Origin of the sequence: Halomonas sp. B23F22_20 (assembly GCF_043496985.1) — a bacterium.
Lineage (GTDB): Bacteria > Pseudomonadota > Gammaproteobacteria > Pseudomonadales > Halomonadaceae > Halomonas.
Genome location: NZ_JBIEKH010000022.1, coordinates 39,921 through 62,154, shown reverse-complemented (window position 1 = coordinate 62,154; position 22,234 = coordinate 39,921). Strand labels below are relative to the sequence as shown.

26 protein-coding genes and 1 pseudogene are annotated in these 22,234 nt (G+C 55.2%); 5 read left to right on the top strand and 22 right to left on the bottom strand.

Going from position 1 to position 22,234, the window contains the following annotated elements; genetic code table 11:
• Nucleotides 1–230: 230 nt before the first annotated feature.
• From ACGTN6_RS17010 to ACGTN6_RS16955, 12 genes are all read right to left on the bottom strand, one after another.
• On the bottom strand, nt 231–2,420 hold the full coding sequence (locus tag ACGTN6_RS17010) for an OsmC domain/YcaO domain-containing protein (protein ID WP_394593850.1): 2,190 nt from the start codon (nt 2,418–2,420) through the stop codon (nt 231–233).
• A gap of 116 nt (nt 2,421–2,536) precedes the next feature.
• A complete protein-coding gene (locus tag ACGTN6_RS17005) occupies nt 2,537–3,277 on the bottom strand; it encodes a carbon-nitrogen hydrolase family protein (protein ID WP_394593848.1) in 741 nt (246 codons plus the stop codon).
• A 3-nt stretch (nt 3,278–3,280) separates the two neighbouring features.
• Nucleotides 3,281–3,856, bottom strand: coding sequence for an acyloxyacyl hydrolase (locus ACGTN6_RS17000; protein WP_394593846.1), 576 nt, complete (start codon nt 3,854–3,856; stop codon nt 3,281–3,283).
• 206 nt (nt 3,857–4,062) lie between these two features.
• Nucleotides 4,063–4,962, bottom strand: a complete 900-nt coding sequence (locus tag ACGTN6_RS16995; protein WP_394593844.1) for a TIR domain-containing protein — start codon at nt 4,960–4,962, stop codon at nt 4,063–4,065.
• Between the two features lie 102 nt (nt 4,963–5,064).
• A complete protein-coding gene (locus ACGTN6_RS16990; RefSeq protein WP_394593842.1) occupies nt 5,065–5,478 on the bottom strand; it encodes an Imm70 family immunity protein in 414 nt (137 codons plus the stop codon).
• A 104-nt stretch (nt 5,479–5,582) separates the two neighbouring features.
• Complete coding sequence (locus tag ACGTN6_RS16985; RefSeq protein WP_394593840.1) at nt 5,583–6,509, bottom strand: hypothetical protein; 927 nt, start codon at nt 6,507–6,509, stop codon at nt 5,583–5,585.
• Nucleotides 6,510–6,593: 84 nt separating this feature from the next.
• On the bottom strand, nt 6,594–7,310 hold the full coding sequence (locus ACGTN6_RS16980; RefSeq protein WP_394593838.1) for a hypothetical protein: 717 nt from the start codon (nt 7,308–7,310) through the stop codon (nt 6,594–6,596).
• Between the two features lie 133 nt (nt 7,311–7,443).
• Entirely contained in the window at nt 7,444–8,073 is a 630-nt protein-coding gene (locus ACGTN6_RS16975) for a hypothetical protein (RefSeq protein ID WP_394593836.1), read from the bottom strand.
• A gap of 99 nt (nt 8,074–8,172) precedes the next feature.
• Nucleotides 8,173–8,865 carry a HEPN domain-containing protein gene (locus ACGTN6_RS16970; RefSeq protein ID WP_394593834.1) on the bottom strand — a complete coding sequence of 231 codons (693 nt, stop codon included), beginning with the start codon at nt 8,863–8,865 and terminating at the stop codon, nt 8,173–8,175.
• A 76-nt stretch (nt 8,866–8,941) separates the two neighbouring features.
• Nucleotides 8,942–9,490 (bottom strand): GIY-YIG nuclease family protein, encoded by a 549-nt coding sequence (locus ACGTN6_RS16965; RefSeq protein WP_394593832.1) that lies wholly within the window; start codon nt 9,488–9,490, stop codon nt 8,942–8,944.
• A 211-nt stretch (nt 9,491–9,701) separates the two neighbouring features.
• Nucleotides 9,702–9,983 (bottom strand): putative quinol monooxygenase, encoded by a 282-nt coding sequence (locus tag ACGTN6_RS16960; RefSeq protein WP_394593830.1) that lies wholly within the window; start codon nt 9,981–9,983, stop codon nt 9,702–9,704.
• A gap of 126 nt (nt 9,984–10,109) precedes the next feature.
• Nucleotides 10,110–10,628, bottom strand: a complete 519-nt coding sequence (locus tag ACGTN6_RS16955) for an AAA family ATPase (protein ID WP_394593858.1) — start codon at nt 10,626–10,628, stop codon at nt 10,110–10,112.
• A gap of 216 nt (nt 10,629–10,844) precedes the next feature.
• Here ACGTN6_RS16955 and ACGTN6_RS16950 point away from each other — a divergent pair, with 216 nt between their 5' ends.
• Together ACGTN6_RS16950 and ACGTN6_RS16945 are read left to right on the top strand one after the other, a co-directional pair.
• On the top strand, nt 10,845–11,810 hold the full coding sequence (locus ACGTN6_RS16950) for an integron integrase (protein WP_394593829.1): 966 nt from the start codon (nt 10,845–10,847) through the stop codon (nt 11,808–11,810).
• Between the two features lie 267 nt (nt 11,811–12,077).
• Nucleotides 12,078–12,476 (top strand): hypothetical protein, encoded by a 399-nt coding sequence (locus tag ACGTN6_RS16945; RefSeq protein ID WP_394593827.1) that lies wholly within the window; start codon nt 12,078–12,080, stop codon nt 12,474–12,476.
• A 57-nt stretch (nt 12,477–12,533) separates the two neighbouring features.
• Here ACGTN6_RS16945 and ACGTN6_RS16940 read toward each other — a convergent pair whose 3' ends face one another.
• Nucleotides 12,534–12,677 (bottom strand): alpha/beta fold hydrolase, encoded by a 144-nt coding sequence (locus ACGTN6_RS16940; RefSeq protein WP_394593825.1) that lies wholly within the window; start codon nt 12,675–12,677, stop codon nt 12,534–12,536.
• Nucleotides 12,678–12,704: 27 nt separating this feature from the next.
• Between ACGTN6_RS16940 and ACGTN6_RS21145 the strand changes: the two are divergent.
• Nucleotides 12,705–12,887 (top strand): annotated as a pseudogene (locus ACGTN6_RS21145) (hypothetical protein); the annotation flags it as partial.
• 8 nt (nt 12,888–12,895) lie between these two features.
• Here ACGTN6_RS21145 and ACGTN6_RS16935 read toward each other — a convergent pair.
• The 6 genes from ACGTN6_RS16935 to ACGTN6_RS16910 form a co-directional block, all read right to left on the bottom strand.
• A complete protein-coding gene (locus ACGTN6_RS16935; protein WP_394593823.1) occupies nt 12,896–13,291 on the bottom strand; it encodes an SH3 domain-containing protein in 396 nt (131 codons plus the stop codon).
• Complete coding sequence (locus ACGTN6_RS16930) at nt 13,288–13,875, bottom strand: GNAT family N-acetyltransferase (RefSeq protein WP_394593821.1); 588 nt, start codon at nt 13,873–13,875, stop codon at nt 13,288–13,290. The genes ACGTN6_RS16935 and ACGTN6_RS16930 overlap by 4 nt, the downstream gene beginning before the upstream one ends.
• 481 nt (nt 13,876–14,356) lie before the next feature.
• The gene (locus tag ACGTN6_RS16925) at nt 14,357–14,629 is read right to left on the bottom strand and encodes a hypothetical protein (protein WP_394593819.1); all 273 of its coding nucleotides are present in this window, start codon (nt 14,627–14,629) and stop codon (nt 14,357–14,359) included.
• A gap of 382 nt (nt 14,630–15,011) precedes the next feature.
• Nucleotides 15,012–15,503, bottom strand: coding sequence for a 2-thiouracil desulfurase family protein (locus ACGTN6_RS16920; protein ID WP_444875044.1), 492 nt, complete (start codon nt 15,501–15,503; stop codon nt 15,012–15,014).
• 136 nt (nt 15,504–15,639) lie between these two features.
• Complete coding sequence (locus ACGTN6_RS16915; RefSeq protein WP_394593817.1) at nt 15,640–15,885, bottom strand: hypothetical protein; 246 nt, start codon at nt 15,883–15,885, stop codon at nt 15,640–15,642.
• Between the two features lie 173 nt (nt 15,886–16,058).
• Nucleotides 16,059–17,723: a dihydroxyacetone kinase subunit DhaK gene (locus ACGTN6_RS16910; protein WP_394593815.1), complete on the bottom strand. Its 1,665-nt coding sequence runs from the start codon at nt 17,721–17,723 to the stop codon at nt 16,059–16,061.
• 445 nt (nt 17,724–18,168) lie between these two features.
• Between ACGTN6_RS16910 and ACGTN6_RS16905 the strand changes: the two genes are divergently transcribed.
• Complete coding sequence (locus ACGTN6_RS16905; RefSeq protein ID WP_394593813.1) at nt 18,169–18,624, top strand: DCC1-like thiol-disulfide oxidoreductase family protein; 456 nt, start codon at nt 18,169–18,171, stop codon at nt 18,622–18,624.
• A gap of 90 nt (nt 18,625–18,714) precedes the next feature.
• Here ACGTN6_RS16905 and ACGTN6_RS16900 read toward each other — a convergent pair whose 3' ends face one another.
• On the bottom strand, nt 18,715–19,827 hold the full coding sequence (locus ACGTN6_RS16900) for an FAD-dependent monooxygenase (RefSeq protein WP_394593811.1): 1,113 nt from the start codon (nt 19,825–19,827) through the stop codon (nt 18,715–18,717).
• 104 nt (nt 19,828–19,931) lie between these two features.
• On the opposite strand from ACGTN6_RS16900, the gene ACGTN6_RS16895 reads away from it, so the two are divergent.
• Nucleotides 19,932–20,825 carry a LysR family transcriptional regulator gene (locus tag ACGTN6_RS16895; protein ID WP_394593809.1) on the top strand — a complete coding sequence of 298 codons (894 nt, stop codon included), beginning with the start codon at nt 19,932–19,934 and terminating at the stop codon, nt 20,823–20,825.
• 88 nt (nt 20,826–20,913) lie between these two features.
• Here ACGTN6_RS16895 and ACGTN6_RS16890 read toward each other — a convergent pair whose 3' ends face one another.
• Nucleotides 20,914–21,447 (bottom strand): AAA family ATPase, encoded by a 534-nt coding sequence (locus ACGTN6_RS16890; protein WP_394593807.1) that lies wholly within the window; start codon nt 21,445–21,447, stop codon nt 20,914–20,916.
• A 152-nt stretch (nt 21,448–21,599) separates the two neighbouring features.
• Nucleotides 21,600–22,094 (bottom strand): nucleotidyltransferase family protein, encoded by a 495-nt coding sequence (locus tag ACGTN6_RS16885; protein ID WP_394593805.1) that lies wholly within the window; start codon nt 22,092–22,094, stop codon nt 21,600–21,602.
• Nucleotides 22,095–22,234: the final 140 nt, after the last annotated feature.

The window sequence follows — 22,234 nt, the reverse complement described above, 5'->3', positions numbered from 1 at the left end:
TTGAAGATGTCCATGACCACGGCGGCCTTGCGCTTGGCGGTCCATCGCTTGATCGGGTTGTCGTCGCTCATCCTGTCCTCCTGATGGCTGCACTATAGCCTGTGCAGCTATGGAGGGGGTCACTTCAGGACACCACGCCGACCAGCCCGACCCACCACGCACCAAACGACAAGCCCCCGAGCCGGCGGACCGACTCGGGGGCTTAGTCATGCGGGGCAAACGCCGGCGGCTTACTCGATGCCCGCCAGGGCGGCACGGTGGGCGTGCAGCTTCTTGTAGCTCTCGATCAGGCGCTGATGACGCTCCAGGCCCACGAGCCGCATGCCGACCGGCTCCAGCCCCGGGAAGCGGACCATGCCGTTCACCGCGCCGACCACGGCCTCCATGGCCTCCTCGCCGAACATGCGCGTGAAGTTGTAGAGGAAGTCCTCGAGTTCCAGCTCGTCGTCCAGGGCGATCTCCAGCACCGCATTCACGGCCTGGTAGAAGAGCCCGCGCTCGACGGTGTTGTCGTTGAACTGCAGGAACATCTGCACCCGGTCCAGGGCATCCTCGTGCTGGCCCAGCGCCAGGTTGATCAGCAGCTTGAGCTCGAGGATGGTCAGCTGGCCCCAGACGGTGTTCTCGTCGAACTCGATGCCGATCAGGGTGATGATGTCCTCGTGGTCATCGATCTGGGTCTCCTCCAGGCGCTCCAGCAGCTCGCCCAGTTGCTCATCGTTGAGCTCGTGGAGGTGCAGGATGTCCTCGCGGAACAGCAGCGCCTTGTTGGTGTTGTCCCACACCAGGTCCTCCACCGGATAGACCTCGGAGTAGCCCGGCACCAGGATGCGGCACACCGGCGCGCCCAGCTCCTCGAACACCGCCTGGTAGGCCTCCAGGCCCAGCTCCTCGATGATGCCGAACAGGGTCGCGGCTTCTTCCGCGTTCGTGCCGGAGAAGTCCCACTCGACGAACTCGACGTCGGCCTTGGAACTGAAGAAGCGCCAGGACACCAGGCCCGAGGAGTCGATGAAGTGCTCGACGAAGTTGTTGGGCTCGGCCACCGCCAGGGAGTTGAAGGTTGGCGGCAGGAAGTCGTTCAGGCCCTCGAAGCTGCGGCCCTGCATCAGCTCGGTGAGGCTGCGCTCCATGGCTACCTCGAAGCTCGGGTGGGCGCCGAAGGAGGCGAACACGCCACCGGTCTTGGGATTCATCAGGGTGACGCACATCACCGGGAACTGGCCGCCCAGCGAGGCGTCCTTGACCAGGATCGGAAAGCCCTGGGCCTCCAGCGCCTCGACGCCCTCGAGGATGTCCGGGTACTTCTCGAGCACCTCCCTCGGCACGTCGGGCAGGGTGATCTCCTCCTCGATGATCTGGCGCTTCACCGCGCGCTCGAAGATCTCCGACAGGCACTGCACCTGCGCCTCGGGCAGCGTATTGCCGGCGCTCATGCCGTTGCTGAGGAACAGGTTCTCGATCAGGTTGGAGGGGAAGTAGACCGTCTCGCCGTCCGACTGGCGCACGTAGGGGATCGAGACGATGCCCCGCTCCACCTTGCCGGAGTTGGTGTCGATCAGGTTGGAGCCGCGAAGCTCGCCGTCCGGATCGTAGATCGCCCGGCAGTGGTCGTCGAGGATGCCGTCGGGCAGCTCGTCGTTGGGGCCAGGCTGGAACCACTCCTCGTTCGGGTAGTGGACGAAGCGGCCGTTCGCGATCTCCTCGCCGAAGAACTGGTCGTTGTAGAAGAAGTTGCAGCTCAGCCGCTCGATGAACTCGCCCAGCGCCGAGGCCAGCGCGCTCTCCTTGGTGGCGCCCTTGCCGTTGGTGAAGCACATGTTGGAGTAGGCATCGCGAATGTGCAGCGACCACACGTGGGGCACGATGTTGCGCCAGGAGGCGATCTCGACCTTCATGCCGAGGTCCTCGAAGATCGCCGTCATGTTGGCGATGGTCTGCTCCAGCGGCAGGTCCTTGCCCTCGATCCAGGTGCTCGCGCCCTCCTCCGGCTTGGCCATCAGCAGAGCCTGGGCGTCCTCGTCCAGGTTCTCGACCGTCTCGATCTGGAACTCGGGGCCGGTCTGCACCACCTTCTTGACCGTGCAGCGCTCGATGGAGCGCAGGATGCCCTGGCGGTCCTTGTCGGAGAGGTCCTCCGGCAATTCGACCTGGATCTTGAAGATCTGCTTGTAGCGGTTCTCCGGATCGACGATGTTGTTCTGCGACAGGCGGATATTCTCGGTGGGAATGTCCCGCGCGTTGCAGTAGACCTTGACGAAATAGGCCGCGCACATGGCCGACGACGCCAGGAAGTAGTCGAAGGGCCCGGGGGCCGAGCCGTCGCCCTTGTAGCGGATCGGCTGGTCGGAGATGACCGTGAAGTCGTCGAACTTGGCCTCCAGCCGGAGGTTGTCGAGATAGTTGACCTTGATTTCCATTGACAAAGCACCGGATTCGTGGATTCGGGCGGCCGTAGCGCGTAGCCGGCCATTATCCAGCTTTTGGGGGGCTTCGTCTTGGGCGGGTGGTCAAAAAATCGCCAGTGCGGGCGCGGCTATCCGCTAAGGTCTACCTCATGCACGCTAGCGATGCCTTGCGCGGTGTCCAGCATCAGCACGCCCTCCGACTCCGTCCCCATCTGGGCAAGCAGCTCTCCCTCGCTATTCCAGGCCGCCGATCGCCCCGTGCTGATGAAGTCACCACTCGGGCCCACGGCGTCAGCCAACAGCACGTGCATGCCGTGGCGTCGGGCGATGGATGCATAATGCTGCATGGCCCTGGGCAGGTTACTGGCCGACTCGGCCACGCTGGCGAGATAAAACCGAGCGCCCATCGCGGCGGCCGCGTTGGCGTGATCCGCCTGGAGCGATTCATAGCAAATGGCGGGAGCCAGCGTACCGCCGGGGCCATCGAGCAACAGTTGGCGCTCCCCTGCCGTGAAGTAGGCAAGCTCACTGGCATGCAGCCACTGCTTGGCATAGGTGCGAGACGGCTCGTGAGGAGAAAACCACACCATCCCGATCTGCACGCCAGCGTCGACGATCAAGGGCATGCCTACGCCAATGCGCAGGCCGTGCGCATCGCTAAGCTCCTGAAGAGCGTCCAGGCACCAGTGTTCCGCCTCGCTGACGAGGATGCTCGACAGGCGTGGCTGATACCCCGTGAGGGATAGCTCCGGGAAATACACCAGGTCGGCTCCTTGGGCCGCTGCCAGCCTGATGAGGGCGAGATGTTTTTCCGTATTCTTCGCCAGATCACCGGGCTCGGGACGCAACTGCGCGGCACATATCCTCATACGTTACCTGTAGCTAAATTCGATCATGTGGAAATCCGCCCCGGTGGTGTCCGGACCGTTCACGCCGGCATCGGAATAGTGAAGAAACCGATAGCCGACGCCCAAGCGGCGATAGAGTGGCACCGTAACCCCCAAGGTCAGCGCGAACTGGAAGGGCCCGCCGAAATCCTGCTCCCCGAAGCGATGCCGGCTGAACAGCGCGCCGCCTGCCCCCAGGTCCAGCAGGAAGCGCCTGTCCTCGCTGCCCAACGTCAGCTCAGGGATGGCCGACACCACCAGCGCGTTTTCCCCCGCCCCGCGCAGCAAACCGCCACTCGCGATCACTCGTGTGCCCACGCCCCAGCCCGACGCGGCGTAGCGCTCCCATGGCAGGCCGACGTTGGCCGACAGGTCGTACTCCTTGAAGTCCTCCGGCGCTTCTTCCCCTAGCAGGGTCTTCTCCGAGACACGGGCACGCAGGCTGAGGCTCTGCAGCTCCCAGTCGTCGGCAACGCTCGGGCCGGGCGCGAGCAGGCAGGCCAAGACACTCGGCACCAGCCCGAAGGACACAGCATGACGAGGGAACCCGATCACAGGCATCGTCCACTCACCTAAAAACCTCGGTCATCCTCAGGTTAGCGCAAGCGTCTGGATGGGAGGTTGAGCAAGGATTTGTGGAAAGCGTCGGTGGTACCGATCATCGGCGCGGTAACGCCTGAGCTCAGGTGCGTTTGAGGCGACGCCCGCTTTTGCGGTAGCAAAAGTGGGTGGAGGGTCAAACGTCACCTGCAGCGATTTGTTGGGTATCAATCGTACGACTGGGCACCATCTTTTAAGAGGTCTATGGATGAGCGCATGAACCATTCGGACTCTCCCCAGCCACCCAAGTTGCTCTTGAAAGCCTTAGCCTTGTATCCGTTATCGAGCAGCCACTGTGCAAAGTTTTGTCCCCTTGAGGTGAGAACGACATGAAAATTCAGTTTCTGTGAAATGATGTCCGCTTCCAGCAGCTTCTCGCACAGGTCATCGACGGAGAAGCGGCCGTCGCCAATGTGGCGGTTTGGCGCATCGATGGAATACCAATGCTTTCCTAGGCTCCGCGCCATGCCGGTTTCGCGTATTAAATACTTATCAGGCTCTGCGAGTTGGATAATAAAATTGTCTGCAACCGCCCCCAACAAGTCAGCGATAATTCGAAACTGGGTATGTTCATCGATCAGTCCTACTTGACCGATCTTTGTCCTCACCCCGAGCTCTAGCGCTTTCTGCTCAATCTGGGTTGATACGGCACCCAACGACGCTTCACGATTTCCATCAGAATGTGGTTGAAATGATGCCGGTGTGACACCGGCGAGATCTGTTGGCAGTTTGATATTCGAAGTTCGATCAAATACGAAAAAGCTACGCTCTCTTCCTAAGGTGCCAATGCACATGCCGAGTTCAAGCAGTACGTTGTCACGTGGGGCACCCTGCTCTGTTCCTCTCGATACGATCAAATCGTCTGGCGAAACTACCAGAGCGGCGAAATCAACTTGTTCGAGCTTCGTCACCAAGTCTTCTAATGTTCCACCGCTCAGGCCAAACACGCCTTGGGACCAAATAGTCACCTCAAGCGCATGATCGAGGTTGACTTGTAGGGCTTTTGCGTAGGGCAGTCCCTCAACTGAGGAGCCGACGAAAAGTGACGGACGGTCAGAATTGCTCATATTGATACCCAACGCCGAAGCACAGCGGCGCCCTTGAAATGAAGGCGCAGCCGCAATGAAAAGGGCGTCCGGCGGCCATCGGCTGCGAACTGCTGCGCCTTGTTAGCACTGGACAATGGCCGCTGGCCTGTTGTACCTGGCGGCTTCACATAGCGCCTCTCGTAAAGTTTCTATGAGATCACGACCTGTAGAAGTTACAAAATAATTGGCCAGTGATGTGATGTCCGGTGAAATGCTAGAACCCCACGGCGGCTGCTTTGAAGGATCTTCGATGTCCCAAACTACATGCTCCGGGGAGAATGCTGCCAACTCCTCTTTAACCTCCTCTAACTCGGCTAGAGCTTTCGCAGCGAGCGCCGCTTCAAGCCCACCTTGGTACAAGTTATTGAGGAGAACAGGGAAGCGACTCCCCCACCCCTTCTCGAGGTTAGAACTCACAGTGCTGAAAAAGGCATGAAAAAAGTCCGGGGTGCCAATTTCATCTGTAATGCTCCCAACCTTAATGCCCACAGCCATGCTTGATCCTTTTTAGTGCTAACGCCGTGCATGAGGGGCGTTTTTGGAGCGCAGCGCGTAGCGCGTAGCGGAAAAAACGTCCCACTCCATGCACTTGTTGGGTGTCACGTACCCAAGAGAGCGTGAATCTCCGAGAACCAACTCTCACGGTGAATTACTCGTTCCTTATGAAGTTTCCCATCAAGGAGTTCGGCTTTTGTCATGATTGAAAGCTGCTCCCAATCTCGATCAAGAATATACGTTGCATTATTTACCTTCGTACTCTCCAGAATAAAGATCGACTTAGACGGGAAACCGAAGATTACGTACCCTCCGAATCCGCCTCTTCCTACAGCCACGAATTCGGGATCGTGAGCGGCGATAGTCTCATGACGCTTATCAATTACCACTCGATTGCCTTCTGGCTGCTTATTCACGATTGGCTGAAGTCGCTTCTGGAGCTTTTTCCAAGGTAATTTCCCGGGGGGCAGAACTTCCCAGTTCAATCGAATCAGCTTCGCTGGCGCGATTGGCGATAGGTCAGATCTCAGTACCTCACACTCGCCGAAAAGCTCAAGGAAAAGATTGACGACGTGGACTAGAGCCGATTCAGACTTGGGCGTAAAACGTATCTGCGGTGAAACGACTACCTTCTGTCCCGTTGGCGATTCGGCGATTGTCAATTCCACTGCGGGCGGTGGGATTGGAGTCCGCGGGTAGCGCTTGTACGGAATATCTACAATTTTCGACTTTTCAACTGTCTCGTGACGCCCGCGAAATTCCTGCCAGGTCCATTCGCCTTGGCGATAAGCTGTTTCCATTGGCTGATCGCGATGGACCTCAAAATCTCCTTCAGCATTGAAGGTACTAACTGTTCCACTTGGCGCTGGAAGTACCCGCTCCCCAACCGCAAGCGAGGACGAAAATCCGATTTCTTGCAACTTGTCTTTAAATCGCTGCACATCCGTAATTGCCACACATATCGCCTCGCCTCTCCTTACGCCACGAATGTTGCTCGCTGCGGATCGGATTCGCTTCTTCTTTATGATCATGTTTTGGCTCCCTGTGACACCCAACGCCCGCAACACCGGACAATTTGGAGCGCAGCGGAAAATTGTTCCGCGTGCTTGCGTTTGTTAACCATTCTGCTCATCAGCTTCTTCAAAAAGCTCTCTTGCTTTTTCTGTTACCAAATCAACCCCAGCATCTATTATCGGTGAAATGAAATCAGATGCCTTTTCCATGAGTGCCTCTCCAGTATCTGATGCGACCTTGCCAGCCACTTTCTTGAAAGTAGCTTTAATCACACCTTTGAATGAAGTATCTGGAGCGCCAGCGGCAACAAGCGCGCCCTTAACGTCATCCCTTTCTTGCTCAGTAAGATATGACTCTATTAAAGCTGCAACAGCATCAAGGCCAAGTTTTACTATGCTAGGCGAGAACGAACCATCAGAAACGTAACCTAACTTCTGGACCTTCGACCTCAGGTGATCCGATACAAGTGGATTTTCAACTTCTAGAACATACAAGTCCCCGTTCTTCTGGATTAGCGGCTTTTTCAAAAGGGCTTTCACCTTTCCGTCCAACTCTTCTTCGGAAGATCGGCGTAGCTCCCTGTCATAAATTAGGCCGCGAGCCTTTGAGCGAGTAACTTTAAGTTTTGACACAAGCTCATATAATTCTGGCTCTTCATCTATCGCGTTCAACTTTTCTAGGACGTTAAGGACGATCAGTTCAACTTCATTTTTAGGCAAAGCTCCGAAAGCAGGTGTCATGTAGCTCTGAAGAAAATATGTCAGCGCTGACTTAGTCTCTTCATCGGAAGAATCATTGACTATTTGCTCTATATTCACTCTATGGCTTCCCGATTTATAATATGGTTAACGCCCACAACAGGGGCCAAACGGAGTGGAGCCAATTTGCGGTAACGTGAGCGTAGCGAACCGCAAATTGGCGGAGCGTAGTTTGGTCCCTTGCTTGTGATTGTTAGCTTTTTGTGGCATAGAACTGCTCAACGTACTCGACAAACTCTTTTAAATTTAGATCAAGCACTCCGTAATCTCTTTCGTCTGATTTATCGTGCCACAGTCTAGACAACTGTCTAATTGAATTGGTCAAGCTTAGCCAAATCATCGCGTGTTCGTGTGAAATCTGGAATGCCACAGGAACCAGCTGTTCGAAAGTCGGCAGTATTTCATCTGCTGACTGTAATATAACAATAGCTCTTGGTTCACCAAGCGATTTGAAGTTAGCCTGTTTTAAGAATTGATCTATCACTTTTATATGCTCATCAATAGGCTTGCAATGAATCACATGCTTGCTCCAGTGAAAAATCCCGGAACTGAATGCTTCAAAAACAAACGATATTGGCTGGCCTAACTTTGCTTTCAACTCTCGATTGCGCCTATTCTCAGGAATGAACACAACGAGAATATAGAACAACAGGCTTACTATGTAGCCAATACAGATATTGAATATAATCGTATTGCCATTAGCAAACTGCTTGAATATAGGCCGCGAAGATTCGATTAAAAGCGGCTCTTCTGAGGATTTAAACAGCAAAAACAGTGCTACCGGCAACAATATCCATACCAATATTTTTTCATCAAATTTCAAACGAAACTCCGATTAAAATAAGCTAACGCCCGGCGCAGCGGGCAAATTGGAGCGAGGAACGAGCGGAAATTTGGTCCGACTGCCGCCGCTTGTTAGGCGCTAGACAAAGTTTTGGTATCGAGCCCTTTTCCATGGATAGCTTCCCGTTTGTTGCTTAACATGATCACGAACAACGTTTGATGTGCGAACCGATAACCGAATAACAAACTCTATGTGCTGCTCTACGTACTGCTTGGTGATGGAAGAATCTAGTTCGCCACGATGTGCAATAGCCCCTCTTGTTGACACGAACTTCTTTAGCTTATCTGCCGCTTTAACTTTTGACATACCTTGCCAATACCAGTTGGCGCAGACATCGTCTATATCAAGAAGTTTCTTAAAAAGCTCTTTAACATTGTGGGGCTTTGGAGTGTTGAATGGGCTTATATTTTCTGAAATAACTCTGTCTCTGAATCCCAATATGGCGTCTTTCCATCCGTCAGCAGCCAGATCCCAAACTTTGAGTTCGTTTTTATGATCTTTCAATTGACTAGCAACGCCCTTGCGTATGACCTTAGGCACAGATTGATGATCCCGAGATTTTGTAAGAATATGATCAATAGCTTTCTCCGCAAGCGTTTCAACAAAAGCCTCCCAATTCGCACAAGTCATAACCACCGCACTTTTATTGAGCACTTCAGAGCCATATCGGCGGCCAGCAGCGGTTCCGCCTATGTCCGTGTGAATTTCAAGAAGGCGGTCTACATCTTTCATGTTCGCCTGGAGACTTCTTATTGGAGATATTTCGCTCATTTTTATCGCCTAACGCCGCCCGCAACGGCGAGCGTAGCGAGTCCGGCAGCCGAAGGCTGCATATTGCCGGGCCTTGTTAGGCTTTTGCAACATGGCGAGGACGCGCTCCTTCGACTCTAGAAAGTTTGCCCTCCCTCATTAAGAGCCCTATAACGCTATAAGATAGGTAATCCTTCTGCTTTCCACGATAGTCACTACGTAGCCCCAACAAACTTGCCGCGTCAGAGTTGAGGATGCCATCAGGATTAGCTACGGCCAGCTCAAGTATCGAGGCCTTTAGCAGCTCTAGGCCAAGCTGCGCTCTCTCAACCGAGCCTTGTGGCACTACGATTCCATCACGTTGCTTACCACCAAGGCCGGACGGAACTACCGAGTTAGTGAGAATTCCGCCCATTTCCTCTGTCCCGAAGGCCGCTATAAGTTCTGATTCAATTTTTAACGCTTGCGCCTCTGTAAGATCATCCACCAAAACATCAACGATCGGAGTAAAGCCTGATTCTTGGATTTCCTTGATTCGGGAATATTTTTTTGTGCTGTCCGGCTTAACTAAATGATCAAAGGCTCGACTCCCCGTTCCTTTGCCAATATAAAATGGCTTCGCAGGATTAGATCTCGGATCCTTCAACGAGTACACGTAATAAAAATTCGTTGGCACAATCTATCCCCAGAAGTCTAACGCCGAGCTCACCGGCGGACAATGCTATGCACCTTTGTGCGAAAATGGGAGCGAAGCGACCAGCACAAAGGTGCATAGCGTTGGCCGTCCGGTGCAGCGCCTAGTTATGCGCCGGTGCCCAAGATACGCTTGGCCAATCTACAGGGTTCACCAGCCACAGTCAGCCACCCTCATGAATTTGATAGTGCCGCTCGACATTTTTTGTGATTTCACCCCAGTGAGAGGTCTGCACACGCTCTTGATGATACTGAAAAGCCGCTTGATTCTTAAACTCCTCGTAAACATGAAACCTATTTTTCTCACATTCATCTTGAACTACTTGAAATTCTAAGCAGCCTTCTTCTTCTCTCGTGAGATTGATATGACTTTTCAATTCATTCCTTACAATTTCAAGCTCACTTTCTGGAACGACTATGTATCCTTCTAAAATTATTTTTGGCAATGTTCATTCCTTATGAGCGCATAACGCCAACATCACAGGAACCAACGGAGCAGAGCCAATTGTGGTAAAGTGCGCGTAGCGCACCACAATTGGTGGCGCGTAGTTGGTTTCCTGTGCATGTTATTGTTAAACATTTTCATGCTCATTTAGTGCAAGAATGAGCTCTTGAAAAGACTCATCTATGGATCTACCTGCTGTATCAATTACGATCCGTTTCGATTCCCAAGGGTGAAATTCCCTATCTATAACGCATTGCCACGTAGTCGGTTTCAGCCCTGGCACCTCTTGCTCTCGCGTTTCAATACGGTGCTTGTGCTCAGCGACATCTGAACACTTCACCTCGATATCTATATAATTCGAACGAGCATTGATTGCAACATCTCTCCATTCCTGGCGAGTTAGCTCTATAGGATTACAAGAGTCTGCAATTACGCTATTTCCCAAGGCCAAATTATCCAATGCAATTCTATATGAGAGTCTGTATCCCTCACCCTCAACCTTGAAATCACACAAATCTCGAACAGCTTGCTCTATCGTGTCAATTCTTATAAACACGGCACCTGTATCGCTCGCTAAATTCTTAGCCAACGTCGATTTTCCTGATCCGGGTAACCCCGAAAATATATACAGTGTTGGATTCTTCATTGGTTGTTTAACAGTGATTAGGTGGAAAGCTCGGATATTGGATGAACGTGCCGACACGTTCAACAAGCTTATCGAGCCTGTCATTTCGTACCTAACCCATTGATATCACGTAAAGCTAAGAAAAGCTCGGCTCCCTATGCAGGATTCGCGTGCTTGCGCGTTTTCCCGGTAGCAATAATACTGTATGTATATCCATGCATCGAAGGGGGGGGCACCATGGATACACACAGCAAGCCGCCGAAGCTGATGGACCGCGTGAAGGCCACCCTGCGGGTAAAACGTTACAGCCTCCGAACCGAGAAGACCTACTGCTACTGGATCCGTTTCTTCATCCGCTTCCATGGAATACGGCATCCGGCCGGCATGGGAGCCTCCGAGGTGCATGCCTTTCTGGAGCACCTGGCCATGGAGCGTCATGTGGCGGCGGCCACACAGAACCAGGCATTGAATGCCCTCGTCTTCCTGTATCGCCATGTGCTCGAACAGCCCTTGGGAGATATTGGGGAGTTCTCGCGTGCCAAGCGCCCTCGCCGGCTGCCGGTAGTGCTGTCGCACGACGAAGTGATGCGCGTGCTGAGCCATCTTGCAGGCCCGATGCATCTGATGGCCGCACTGATGTACGGAGCGGGCCTACGCGTGACGGAGGCCTGTCGACTGCGCGTGCGGGATATAGAATTCGAGCGCCAGGTGCTGACGGTGAGATCCGGCAAGGGCGACAAGGATCGCACCACGCTGTTGCCGCCCAGTTGCCTGGTGCCGATACAGCAGCGAATCGCAGAGGCCCAGAACTTGCTGAACCGTCGACTCGAAAATGGCCAGGTTCCCGTCACCCTACCCCATGCCCTGGATCGCAAGTATCCCAATGCCGGCCTGTCGCTGGCGTGGCAATGGCTGTTTCCCTCCAGCAAACCCTGCTTCGACCCTTTCGGGAAAGTGGTACTGCACCATATCCATACGTCGGCGGTGCAGAAATCGGTCAGACAGGCGATGCGTGCCGCGAATCTCCCTCGGCCGGGTTCGTGCCATACCCTACGGCATAGTTTCGCCACTCAGTTGCTAAGCCGAGGCACGGACATCCGCACGGTGCAGGAGTTGCTGGGCCACAAGAGCGTCGAAACCACCCAGATCTACACTCATGTGCTGGGAAGCGGCTTCGCGGGTGTCAGGAGTCCGCTGGGCTAGCCGTGGCGACGTGTCTCCGGGCACGCTACCGCCCGGCCGACCTGCGAAACGTAAAGGCCCTCAGGCCGTATGCTGCAGTAGCCCCTGCGTCCCTGGTGTGGCCGTCTTCCGCGGCCTTATTAGCTGATGCTATTTGAACGGGATATCGGCTGCAAAATGCGGGTCTTGAACTGTGCCGAAAGGCGCAGATGGAGGGAAAAAGGGATGGTTTGCAGCTAGGCGGGGGCCGCGTAGGCTGGGAGATGCCCAGCGCGAAGGGAGCACGCCATGTCACGACCGACCGATGTTAGGGAACCCGAAAACGCCGAGCCCGAGACGCCCGAGAGACACTCGGCGCCGGGCCGTCGGATGCGCCTGGTCTACGACGGCGAGCTGGAGCTGATCGACAAGCGCCAGGAAAGCGAGGCGCGTCGCGAGCTCAGCGCCCGGGGCATCGACCTGGACCAGGGTTTCGCCCTGCAGGTCGGCGATCAGTGGAATCACGGCAGCGAGGTCCTGCATCGCCTCACCCTGCTCGACACGCGCAGCGGCGTGTTCAACCAGCTGATGTATCGCCTGTTCGCGAGCCCTCAGCGCGCCGCCCGCCTCTACCCCGGGCTCAAGGCCTGCCGCAATGCCCTGCTGCGCCTGTGCCGCATCCCGCCCATCGACAACCTGCGCCGCTGAGCGGAACCGGGCTCACCCGATGAGCGGAGTCGAACTGATACGATAAACGTCCTTGGCTCAGCCGAAGCGTGACGCCAGGAACCCGGTGATGGCCACGTTCACTCGCTCGGGCCGTTCCAGCGCCGAGAGGTGGCCGGCGTCGGGGATGATCTCGAGGGTCGACCCTGGCAGCCGCTCGTGAATCCGCCGCGAGAACGGCACCGGGAACGATCCCGGGACTCGAGCCCGAAAGAGTTCGTCGAGATCGCTGACTCACTCAACACGCGGCCGTGCAAGACGCTCGACTGGCGCACGCCGCTAGAAGTCTACGCCGCGGTGTTCAAGAAAAAGATCGCCAGCCCGAGCTGCCCAGCAGTAGCGTTGCTCTTGGTACTTGAGACCGCCGTGCCTCGCCTGCTGAGTCAGCTTTGAACAGCTTTTTATGTACGTTTCACCGTATTCACCGGCACCCAACCTATTTCATTGCTTGACCTTGAAACTCGATACCAGGAATTAAGCTCAAAAAGCACTGACAACCTTTCACCTAAAACAGTATTAAACTCAACATTGTCATAGTCTTTAAGCAAGACGCCCTTAGCGTTTTGAGGAAGTTTATCTATATATTGGACTGGAGCCCAGCCCTGCTCCCCACGCTCACTGGTGATAAAAATCCAGTCCGGAAATTCGTCATCGAGCACACCGAGTGTGACAACATCATATTTCTTCAAATAAAATGGTTCTGGATATTCTGAAACATGCTGTTCGACTACGACTACTTCCATCTGGTTCCCCAAAGTAAATAACACTGCACTCAGCGGCAAAATGGTTACAATCAAGCGTTTGTCGCGTACATAGCCTGGTTATGCTGTCCGGAATGGTCACTTACCAGTCGTCCATACATTGCCGAGTCAGAGACAATGCCGTTGACTTCCCAACGCTGCCTTAGCAGACCTTCTCGGGAAAACCCTAGTTTCTCTAATGCTTTCGCGGAAGAGTGGTTATCTGGATCTATCTCAGCTTCAATTCGCCGAAGGCCCAATGAATTAAATCCGTACTGAACTAATGCCTCTCCCGCCTCGGAAATGTAACCCTTCCCCCAAAAGGAGCGACCCAAACCGAAACCAATCTCGGCACGTTTGGATTCTTTATCGTAGCCAAACAACATACACTTTCCAGCCAATTCACCTGTAGACTTAACATACACTCCGAGTATCAGCGACTCTTGGCTCCTCATCGAATCATTACTCTCATTAATAAAATCTAGCGAGTCCTGAACCGCCACCCAAGGAGCAGTATTCCAATAACGCATAACCTCAGGGTCAGAAAAAATCTCAAACAGACCACCCGAATCATCAATTCCCAGGGGCTTAAGTGTCAATCTCTCGGTTTCCATAACCGGAAAAAACAACCCGTGCGACATTACTTCCTCCTTTTTGCGTATAACGCTCTATTTAGATATGAGATACGAGATGCTAATTTTTCCCTGCACTATATAGTGCCTGAACCACCGCAGCAAAAATCTCCACGGATATCAAATCATTTCTGAAAACCTTATTATGTTAGGTGTTGTCTTGCACATAAGTTGTTTCTCGAGTTTTTAAGCCTGGCAACATTCACGGGAATACTGTCTAGATATCTCACTAGGCCACCTACAAGGGCGCCCAGTTCAAGTATACCCATGAGTACAACTACAATGCTGGCTATAAACTCGAGCACTAAGCCAATCAGTGTACTAAAAAATGCACACCACCGACGCAACTCCACTAAATGCGTAGATTCTTCTCTCAGGTTACTTCCACCTTTTCCATAAGATCCACTCCGTTGGTTATAGTGCACATAACGCCCGCTTCACCCGCGGCCGCGCCGAAACCCAGCGAAGACGGGGCCGTAGGATTGAATGCCTAGTTGGCAGCGACTGCACGTTTGAAGGTGCGGTACGCGCCGATACTCGCGACGATGGTGAATGCCCAGAATGGCAGTGAGAGTAACCCATAGACATACTCACTCCCCTCATGATGAACTATGACGCCGTCGAAGTAGTTGCCCTCTTCGTTGTAGGGCATGCGCGCCTTGATGACTGCGTAGGCGGAAATGAGCACAGCAGGGGTGCCGAAGGCGAGAGCAAGGATTCCCAAGGCAACAGCGCCGAGCTTGAGTTTGGAGCTGCTCTTCATTGCGATGCCCAATAGTGATTAGCTGGAATGTTCTGATATTGGATTAACGTGCCAGCACGTTCAACAATATTATCTAGCCGTCATTCTGCACCTAACCATTGATATCAAATGAAACCAAGAATAACTTGGCCCATGCATAATTCGCGCACTTGCGCATTTTTCTCAGCACCAACTATGCCAATACAACATGCATATCCATGCATTGGGAGAGCATCCATATGGATACTCACAGCAAACCGCCAAAGCTGATGGGCCGTATGAAGGCTACCATGCGCAGTCAAACTCTACACACCTGCGATCCAAGCAGTGCCGAAATGCATAGTACACTCTGTGTATCGTAGGGTGACTTTAAAATAACAGTGAACAATCGTTAACATTGCCATCAGTCGCTTTGCGCATGAATGGCATCATTAGCATCTTCCATCTCGTACTGGCTAAACACCTGAATACCATGTCGGCGCAATAATGCTGCCGTAACCCCCATGCCGGCAATTCGACTACCTGAAAAGCTGCCGTCATAAATAAATGAGCTTCCGCAGGAGGGACTGCCTTCAGCCAGCACTGCCACCTCGATATTAAATTTCTTGCATAGCTTCAAGGCGATCGAAGCACCTGAAACAAAGTCGTCGGTAACAACGCCCCCTTCTTTTTCAACAACATTGGCCCGGCCATCCAATACACTAAGTCCGTCTCCTGCGATAATCTCCGCAGGTTTCCTTGGAACACTCATTCCTGACTCAACCTCGGGACAGACCGAGACAACACGGCCTTCATTCCTCCACTGTTCAATGAGCTGGTCATTCACTGGGAGACTTCCACCATCGTATCTAACCTTTTTCCCTAAAAGGCAGGAACTCACCAACACTTTTCTCAAAGCAATAGACTCCAGTACTTTTGACACTAGCGCCTTGACGGCATAAGTTCCATCGGAGCTACTAGAGCAGCTACATCCAATTCCTTAAACACGACGATTCGACTTGACGCGGCCAGCCAGTTTCGACAACCACCGCTCACTCACTAGAAAACCTATATTTTTTAGCTAGATACAGGACAAGCCCCACAAACAACATCATCGTCCAGGTCGCGTACCCAGGAAACCATACTGACCACCAGTCATCGTTAAACATATTGGCGGCGTGCTTTTCAAGAACAAGCAATGCCACCAGATTGAGCGTCGCATTAATAAATACACCAACAACACCAAGCGCCGCGAAAATCCGAGCAAGCTTTGTCAGCTTAGAGCTATATTTCACCATTCATCTACCTCGAAAGCTTATAAATGCACGTTTCAATCCTTGAGTGGAGTAAGAAACATCCGTACCGCTGGGGCTCATATAAAAAACTTGCCCCGAACCGGACGGTTCAGTTCGGGGCAGAATCGAAAGGTTACCTCTACGATCTCTAGCGAAGGGTCCGAGTTCAGGCTTATTTATCCCCGCGCCAGCGTCTCGAAGACGCGCGCCACGGCTTCGGCGCCGGGATCGACAATGCCTTTGAGGGCGCTTTCCGGCACGTAGGCCGAGCGTCCGGCATTGGCCGTGGTGAGCGAGGCGGTGTTGTCGGCACCCTTGCGCGCCGCTCGGGCTGCATCGGCCAGGGAGTGGCCGCCCTGCAGCGATGCGATCGCCGGCAGCAGAGCGTCAAGCATGGTGCGGTCCCCTACCCTGGCGCCGCCGTATTCCTGCATCTTGTTCACGCCCGCCGCGAGGGCGTCGGCGTCCGCCGGGGCGTCTCCACGATCCAGCGCACTGCCCGCGGCGGTGAACAGGATCGACAGCAGCACGCCGCTGGAGCCGCCCATGTCTCGGGCCAGCAGCTGGCCGATGCCGGTGAAAAGCGGCGCCAGCGCGGTGGTGGTCAGGTGGTTGGCATCGAGCGCGCGGGCCAGGCTGTCGGCGCCGCTCTGCATACTGGCCCCGGCGTCGCCGTCGCCGCTGCTGGCATCCAGGGCATCCAGCGCCTCGCGGGCATCGCGTAGCGTCTCGATAACGCGCCACAGCACCGCCGTGGTTTCGGCGTTCTGCGGGGCGTCGTCGATCAGGGCATCGTGGCCCTGGCCCGTGTTCGGCATGAAGGTGGGCGCCTTCCGCACGCCACGAACGCCCGGCCAGGCAGGCGCGCTGGTCGGCGCTCTGAGGGCGGCCAGCAACTCGGGCGTGCCGGGCACCAGGGTGACGGAGAAGCCGTGCATGTCGAGAGAGGTCATCAGCGGCGCGGGTCCGATCAAGTGGCTGACGCTTCCCTCTCCCAACTGACGCAGCAGGCTCTCGGCCAGCACGCCCATTTCTTGGGTCGAGCAGCTGCCGAGGTTGTTGAGCATGGCCACCCAGGCAGTGTTCGGCGATGCGCCGGAGAGGGTGGCGAGCGCCTCACACAGCGGCTCGAGCACCAGGCGCATGGCATCATCCGCGCTCTCGGGGGCCACCTCGCGAGTGCCGGTCTCGTTGTGAATGCCGAGACCCAGCTCGGGCGAGCGAGACGCCGCCGGCTGGCCGGGCTGTGCCGCGGGCTTCAGCGCCATACCGAGCGAGCCCATCTGCTCGCATAGGGCGCGAGCCTGCTGTTGGATCTCGCCAAGCGCTGTACCTTGCCCGGCGAGATACCCGGCCAGCTTGTGCACCAGCAGGGTGCCGGCGATGCCACGTGGCTGCGGCGCCTGGTGGATGGCCACGTCGTCGGAGACGATCACCATCTCGACGTTCAGCCCCTCGCCGCGAGCGCGCTCCGCCGCCAGGCCGAAGTTCAGGCGATCGCCGGTGTAATTCTTCACCACCAGCAGGCAGCCAGCCTCGCCGCACACCTCGCGGATCGCCGCCAGTATCGGCTCGACGCTGGGCGAGGCGAACAGGCTGCCGGAGATCACGCCGGTTAGCATGCCCTGGCCGATGAAGCCGGCGTGGGCGGGCTCGTGGCCGGCCCCGCCGCCAGAGAGCACAGCCACCTGCTGGCGGCCGTGTTTAGCCCGGTCCCAGTCTTCCCTGATGAGTATCCGCAGCCCGCTTTCCGGTTCGGCCACGCGCAGGTCGGCGGTCGCCGCCGCGGCGTGGAGGATATCGTCGACGACACGGTCCGGCGCGTTATAGAAGCGTTCCATAGGTCTCCCAGGTGGTTCCGGCACCCACCGAACGGTGCCGCCGGAACAAAAAGAATATGACGCTAACAATCCTGCTACTGGACAACGGCGACGTCCAGAGCGCCGATGGGAATGTCATGTTCCTCCAGGGAAGAAAACGCTAGCCATCGACGCGGTTCGTCAGCGCCTGCGGGGATGGGAAGTGACGGAAGGAAGATGTCTGGCTCGGCCACGCTACCGCCTGCCAACCTGCATCGTGCGACGGTACTTCAGCCGCCTCCTGCGGTAGCCCTGCGTCCCTTTTGTGGCCGTCTCAAGCGGCCTTATTAGCTGATGCTATTCGAACGAGGTATCGGCTGCAAAAGCCGTGATGTGAACTGTGCCGAATAGTGCAGAAACGGGAGGGTTTGCAGGCAGTTGGAGCCCGAGTAGGCTGGGAGGCACCTCACAGGGAGGGCACCAAGGTATGTCACGACCGACCGATGTTCGGAAACCCGATAACGCCGAACCCGAGACGCCAGAGAGCGCCCCGGCGCAGGGCCGTCGGATGCGGCTGGTCTACGATGGCGACTGTCCGATATGTCGGCGCTATGTGCTCTGGTACCGCATTCGGCGCGACGTCGGCGAGCTGGAGGTGATCGACGGGCGCCAGGATAGCGAGGCGCGACGCGAACTCAGCGCCCGGGGCATCGACCTGGACCAAGGCTTCGCCCTGCAGGTCGGCGATCAGTGGTATCACGGCAGCGAGGCCCTGCATCGCCTCACCCTGCTCGGCACGCGCAGCGGCGTGTTCAATCGGCTGATGTATCGCCTGTTCGCGAGCCCCGGGCGAGCCGCCCGCCTCTACCCCTGGCTCAAGGCCTGCCGCAATGGCCTGCTGCGCCTGTGCCGCATCCCGCCTATCGATAATCTGCGCCGATGAACGGATGAGAGCTCACCCGATGAGCTGCCACCAGAGCATATGTGCGACCTCGTGGTATGCCTCAGTATCTCATCGCCCCTCACGCTTACATCATTGCAAGCCCTGCATCCAGAGCTGGCTCAGCTTTTCGGCGGACATATCCGGAGTAGAGGACGGAAGCTCCGGATGGCGTCCAAAAATGCGGCTGGCCAGCTGCCTCCCTACGGCTTGAGCAGCAGACACCTTGGCGATGCGCTGCTGGTAGAAAGCGCTCAGGACGCTTTCCATTGACGGCTTCTCCCCTATCATCCTGGCCAGATGCCATGCATCCTCCAGTGCTTGGCACGCCCCCTGCCCCGACGTCGGCAAGGAGGCATGGGCGGCATCGCCGATCACCAATACATTGTCTTCATGCCAGTAAGGGAGAGGGTCAATATCATGGACGAAAATGCGATTGAGCCGTGTTTCATCATGGAATTTCAGGACATGCTTCACAGGATCAGGCCAGCCACTAAAGCGCCGCTGTAGCTCGTCCCACCAAGCAGACAGTGGCCGTTCTTGATCGACAGGCGCCTTCCAGGCACCGGCCCAAAAGCAAGATCCCGCTGACACGGGGACGATGCCGAATCGCTCTCTCATCCCGCGGTACTCGAGTATGGCGCCATCCAGAATGCCTTCCTGCAGCTGGCTGACGCCAATCGCATTGACGAAACCGTGATAGCGAGGTGATATCTTGCCTTGATGCAATGTCCGGCGCACCACCGAGTTCATCCTTCCATCGGCCCCTACTACCAGCTCACACTCTTGCTTCAACGCCTCCACATCCTGCTCGGTTATCTCGCATCCAAGGTGGATCTTCACTCCCATGTCGCTTAGCGTCTTGGCGAGCACCTTCATGAGGTCACAGCGCAAGATCGTCACACTGGGAAGACCACAAATCGCGTTGACCTCTTCAAGGTCAAACTCCCCCTTAGGGACGCCATACTGGTCAAACTGGCGCATGAAGCGAGGCTCACCGCCAACGCGTCTTATCTCTTCATCCAGCCCCATCCGCTGCAAAACATACATGGCATTTGGCCATAGGGTCACACCGGCTCCTATGGACGAGATCTCGTCTGAACGCTCATACAGGCTCACCTGGCAGCCTTGCCGTTTAGCGAATATCGCCAGCGCCATCCCCGCGACGCCTGCGCCGACAATGGCAATACGACGGGTGTCATTCATCCCTTTTCCCTCGACAATCGAATGCTTCCCGGATTGTCACAATCTCACAGAAAGGAATAAACCTGCTAACATGGCAGGGTTAATCCCATTTTTCGAGATAATGGATGATAGAGAACGTCGAGATGCAGTGGCTGCTCAGCTTTCAGGCCACCTATGAACAACTAAGCTTCAAACGCGCAGCAGAGCGTCTTCAAATACCAACGTCCAATGTCAGCCGGCACGTCGCCTTGCTGGAGAAACAGATGAATCTTCGACTCCTGGAGCGCACGACCCGCAAGATGGCGCCCACCGCCGCAGGCATGCAACTCTATCAGTCGATGGCGCCGCTCACGCAGGCGATGGATGACGCACTGGAAGAGGTATCCCTCTATGGCGACACCCTGTCCGGCCATCTCAAGATCATCATGCCTGACTTGCCCTTCCTGGCTGAGCTCATTGCAGACTTTTGCCTGCATCATCCTCGAATACAGCTGAGTTGCGATACTCAGCTGAACCCTACGGAAGGGGTGCTGGAAGGTTTCGACCTGGTCCTGCGCTTTGGGCGCGGGCCATTGGAGGATTCAGGCTGGGTTGCTAGGGAAATCCTGCGCTGGTCAAGCTGCGTGGTTGCCGCCCCAGAACTGCTTGAATCTCACCCATTACCGAGCTCTCTGGATGAGCTGAGCAAGACCCCCTGCATTACCAGTTTATCCGTACTACAAGGCATGCCCTGGCGATTCAAGCAGAATCAAACCATTCAGGTCACATCCAGCTACAAGGTCAACAGCGGCAACATGGCCAAAGCCGCCGCGCTGAAAGGACTTGGCTTTGCCATATTACCTACGCATGCATGCCAAGCAGAGATCGATAGCGGCTCTCTCGTCAGGATTGATCCTGGCTGTGAGCCAGAAGATCTGGTGCTGCACGCCTTCTACTCCGGCAAAAAGTATCCGCTGGAAAAGGTGAAGGTGTTCCTGGAGCACCTGAGGATAGGCATCATGGATATTTCTAAGGGATAAAAGTGACGCTATTGGGAGCCTGCCGCGAGATAATTCCTATACCTCCAGGCTCCTCGACTAACCGTCATGCGCATTCCAAAGCGCATGACTAGGCACAGAATATACGCTTAATAACGAAAGCCACTCGCGCTTCGACGCTGACACGTGGAACTTCGACTGTTTCATACCCCCAATATGAATACCACCCCTTCATACCCTCAAATACTTGGACAGCTTCTTCAAGGCTTTGGTCTCGCTCCGAATCCTTGGCGTAAATCTCTTCCCATGGCGGTAGAAGAAAGACAACACTGCTATAGGGAAAACGCCGAACGTACTGAGCAAACTCATCGCGTGTTAACGCCTGGGCCTCATCCAGCATATAAAGCGCATCCAATATTCCTCGATCAAAGAACACAGCACGGTGGCCACCAGCGGCAGCCTGATATTTTTCGATATCCGAACTCAGGATCTTCTTACCGAAGGAAACCGGGTCTGGTCGTGGCGACAACCCTGCTGCCAAGCGCTCTTTGATGATTCGTCGAGCAGTCTCCTGAACGACTGGATATCCACGCTCTTCCATGGCCTCAATGAGGCTCGTTTTTCCACCACCGGGACCGCCAGTGATCACGACTCTATGATGCATTCACCCTTGCCATTTCACCATTAAAAACCAAACAGAATAAAACCATCACCATAAATAGACGCGAGCCGAATTTTCTAAAGGCCGCGATCGCTATGCCACCAATGCATGACCGAATCTCAATCGACATTCCTGTATAAGCCTTTATTTCTTCATTAACCGACCACCTTTAGATTTGGCCACGACTCGAGCCAGCGCTTGCTTTGTATTCTATGAAGAAAAGCCTCAGGCTTGCGATGACCGGGATTAATCGTGATCGTACTATCGAACAAACGATCAACGCCAAACGGGGCTACAAGCTTGACCTCACCACTGCACGAAAGCGCTGCTCCAACGGCTGTTTCCAGCTCGACCCAGTGGCGCATGGCATCGCTTGTAGATGCATAAGGCTCATCACCATTACGCAAGTGCATGCGAGCTTGATTCTTCACTGACCATGGCAGGTCAGACGTTTCCTTCAATGCACCCTCGATCTGTGCATCATGCTCTTCGCTCGCGCGTGACGAGTCATGATATATCAGATCGATATCGTTCAAAGGCGTCGTCACGGTATAGCCGTGTGATTTGTCCCATACGAGATTTCTAACGAATCCCGCCCCAATGCACCAATCACGCAGGTTCATCGACGCGGCAACACGAAGCGCTGCCATCCGCATCGCATCCTGCATGAGCCATGACAGTATCTGGTGCTCTCGATTCATATTCGTCCTGTCACTCTAACCCAGCGACTACCCGTCCGACATCAGGCCGCGAACAAACAGCCTGACGTCGCCGGGCAGGCGCCACAGCG

Bases quoted from the DNA above. Each gene is read 5' to 3' on its own strand.
- ACGTN6_RS17010 (WP_394593850.1), bottom strand. From the start codon at position 2,420: ATGGAAATCAAGGTCAACTATCTCGACAACCTCCGGCTGGAGGCCAAG.
- ACGTN6_RS17005 (WP_394593848.1), bottom strand. From the start codon at position 3,277: ATGAGGATATGTGCCGCGCAGTTGCGTCCCGAGCCCGGTGATCTGGCG.
- ACGTN6_RS17000 (WP_394593846.1), bottom strand. From the start codon at position 3,856: ATGCCTGTGATCGGGTTCCCTCGTCATGCTGTGTCCTTCGGGCTGGTG.
- ACGTN6_RS16995 (WP_394593844.1), bottom strand. From the start codon at position 4,962: ATGAGCAATTCTGACCGTCCGTCACTTTTCGTCGGCTCCTCAGTTGAG.
- ACGTN6_RS16990 (WP_394593842.1), bottom strand. From the start codon at position 5,478: ATGGCTGTGGGCATTAAGGTTGGGAGCATTACAGATGAAATTGGCACC.
- ACGTN6_RS16985 (WP_394593840.1), bottom strand. From the start codon at position 6,509: ATGATCATAAAGAAGAAGCGAATCCGATCCGCAGCGAGCAACATTCGT.
- ACGTN6_RS16970 (WP_394593834.1), bottom strand. From the start codon at position 8,865: ATGAGCGAAATATCTCCAATAAGAAGTCTCCAGGCGAACATGAAAGAT.
- ACGTN6_RS16955 (WP_394593858.1), bottom strand. From the start codon at position 10,628: ATGAAGAATCCAACACTGTATATATTTTCGGGGTTACCCGGATCAGGA.
- ACGTN6_RS16950 (WP_394593829.1), top strand. From the start codon at position 10,845: ATGGATACACACAGCAAGCCGCCGAAGCTGATGGACCGCGTGAAGGCC.
- ACGTN6_RS16945 (WP_394593827.1), top strand. From the start codon at position 12,078: ATGTCACGACCGACCGATGTTAGGGAACCCGAAAACGCCGAGCCCGAG.
- ACGTN6_RS16930 (WP_394593821.1), bottom strand. From the start codon at position 13,875: ATGTCGCACGGGTTGTTTTTTCCGGTTATGGAAACCGAGAGATTGACA.
- ACGTN6_RS16925 (WP_394593819.1), bottom strand. From the start codon at position 14,629: ATGAAGAGCAGCTCCAAACTCAAGCTCGGCGCTGTTGCCTTGGGAATC.
- ACGTN6_RS16915 (WP_394593817.1), bottom strand. From the start codon at position 15,885: ATGGTGAAATATAGCTCTAAGCTGACAAAGCTTGCTCGGATTTTCGCG.
- ACGTN6_RS16910 (WP_394593815.1), bottom strand. From the start codon at position 17,723: ATGGAACGCTTCTATAACGCGCCGGACCGTGTCGTCGACGATATCCTC.
- ACGTN6_RS16905 (WP_394593813.1), top strand. From the start codon at position 18,169: ATGTCACGACCGACCGATGTTCGGAAACCCGATAACGCCGAACCCGAG.
- ACGTN6_RS16900 (WP_394593811.1), bottom strand. From the start codon at position 19,827: ATGAATGACACCCGTCGTATTGCCATTGTCGGCGCAGGCGTCGCGGGG.
- ACGTN6_RS16895 (WP_394593809.1), top strand. From the start codon at position 19,932: ATGATAGAGAACGTCGAGATGCAGTGGCTGCTCAGCTTTCAGGCCACC.
- ACGTN6_RS16890 (WP_394593807.1), bottom strand. From the start codon at position 21,447: ATGCATCATAGAGTCGTGATCACTGGCGGTCCCGGTGGTGGAAAAACG.
- ACGTN6_RS16885 (WP_394593805.1), bottom strand. From the start codon at position 22,094: ATGGCAGCGCTTCGTGTTGCCGCGTCGATGAACCTGCGTGATTGGTGC.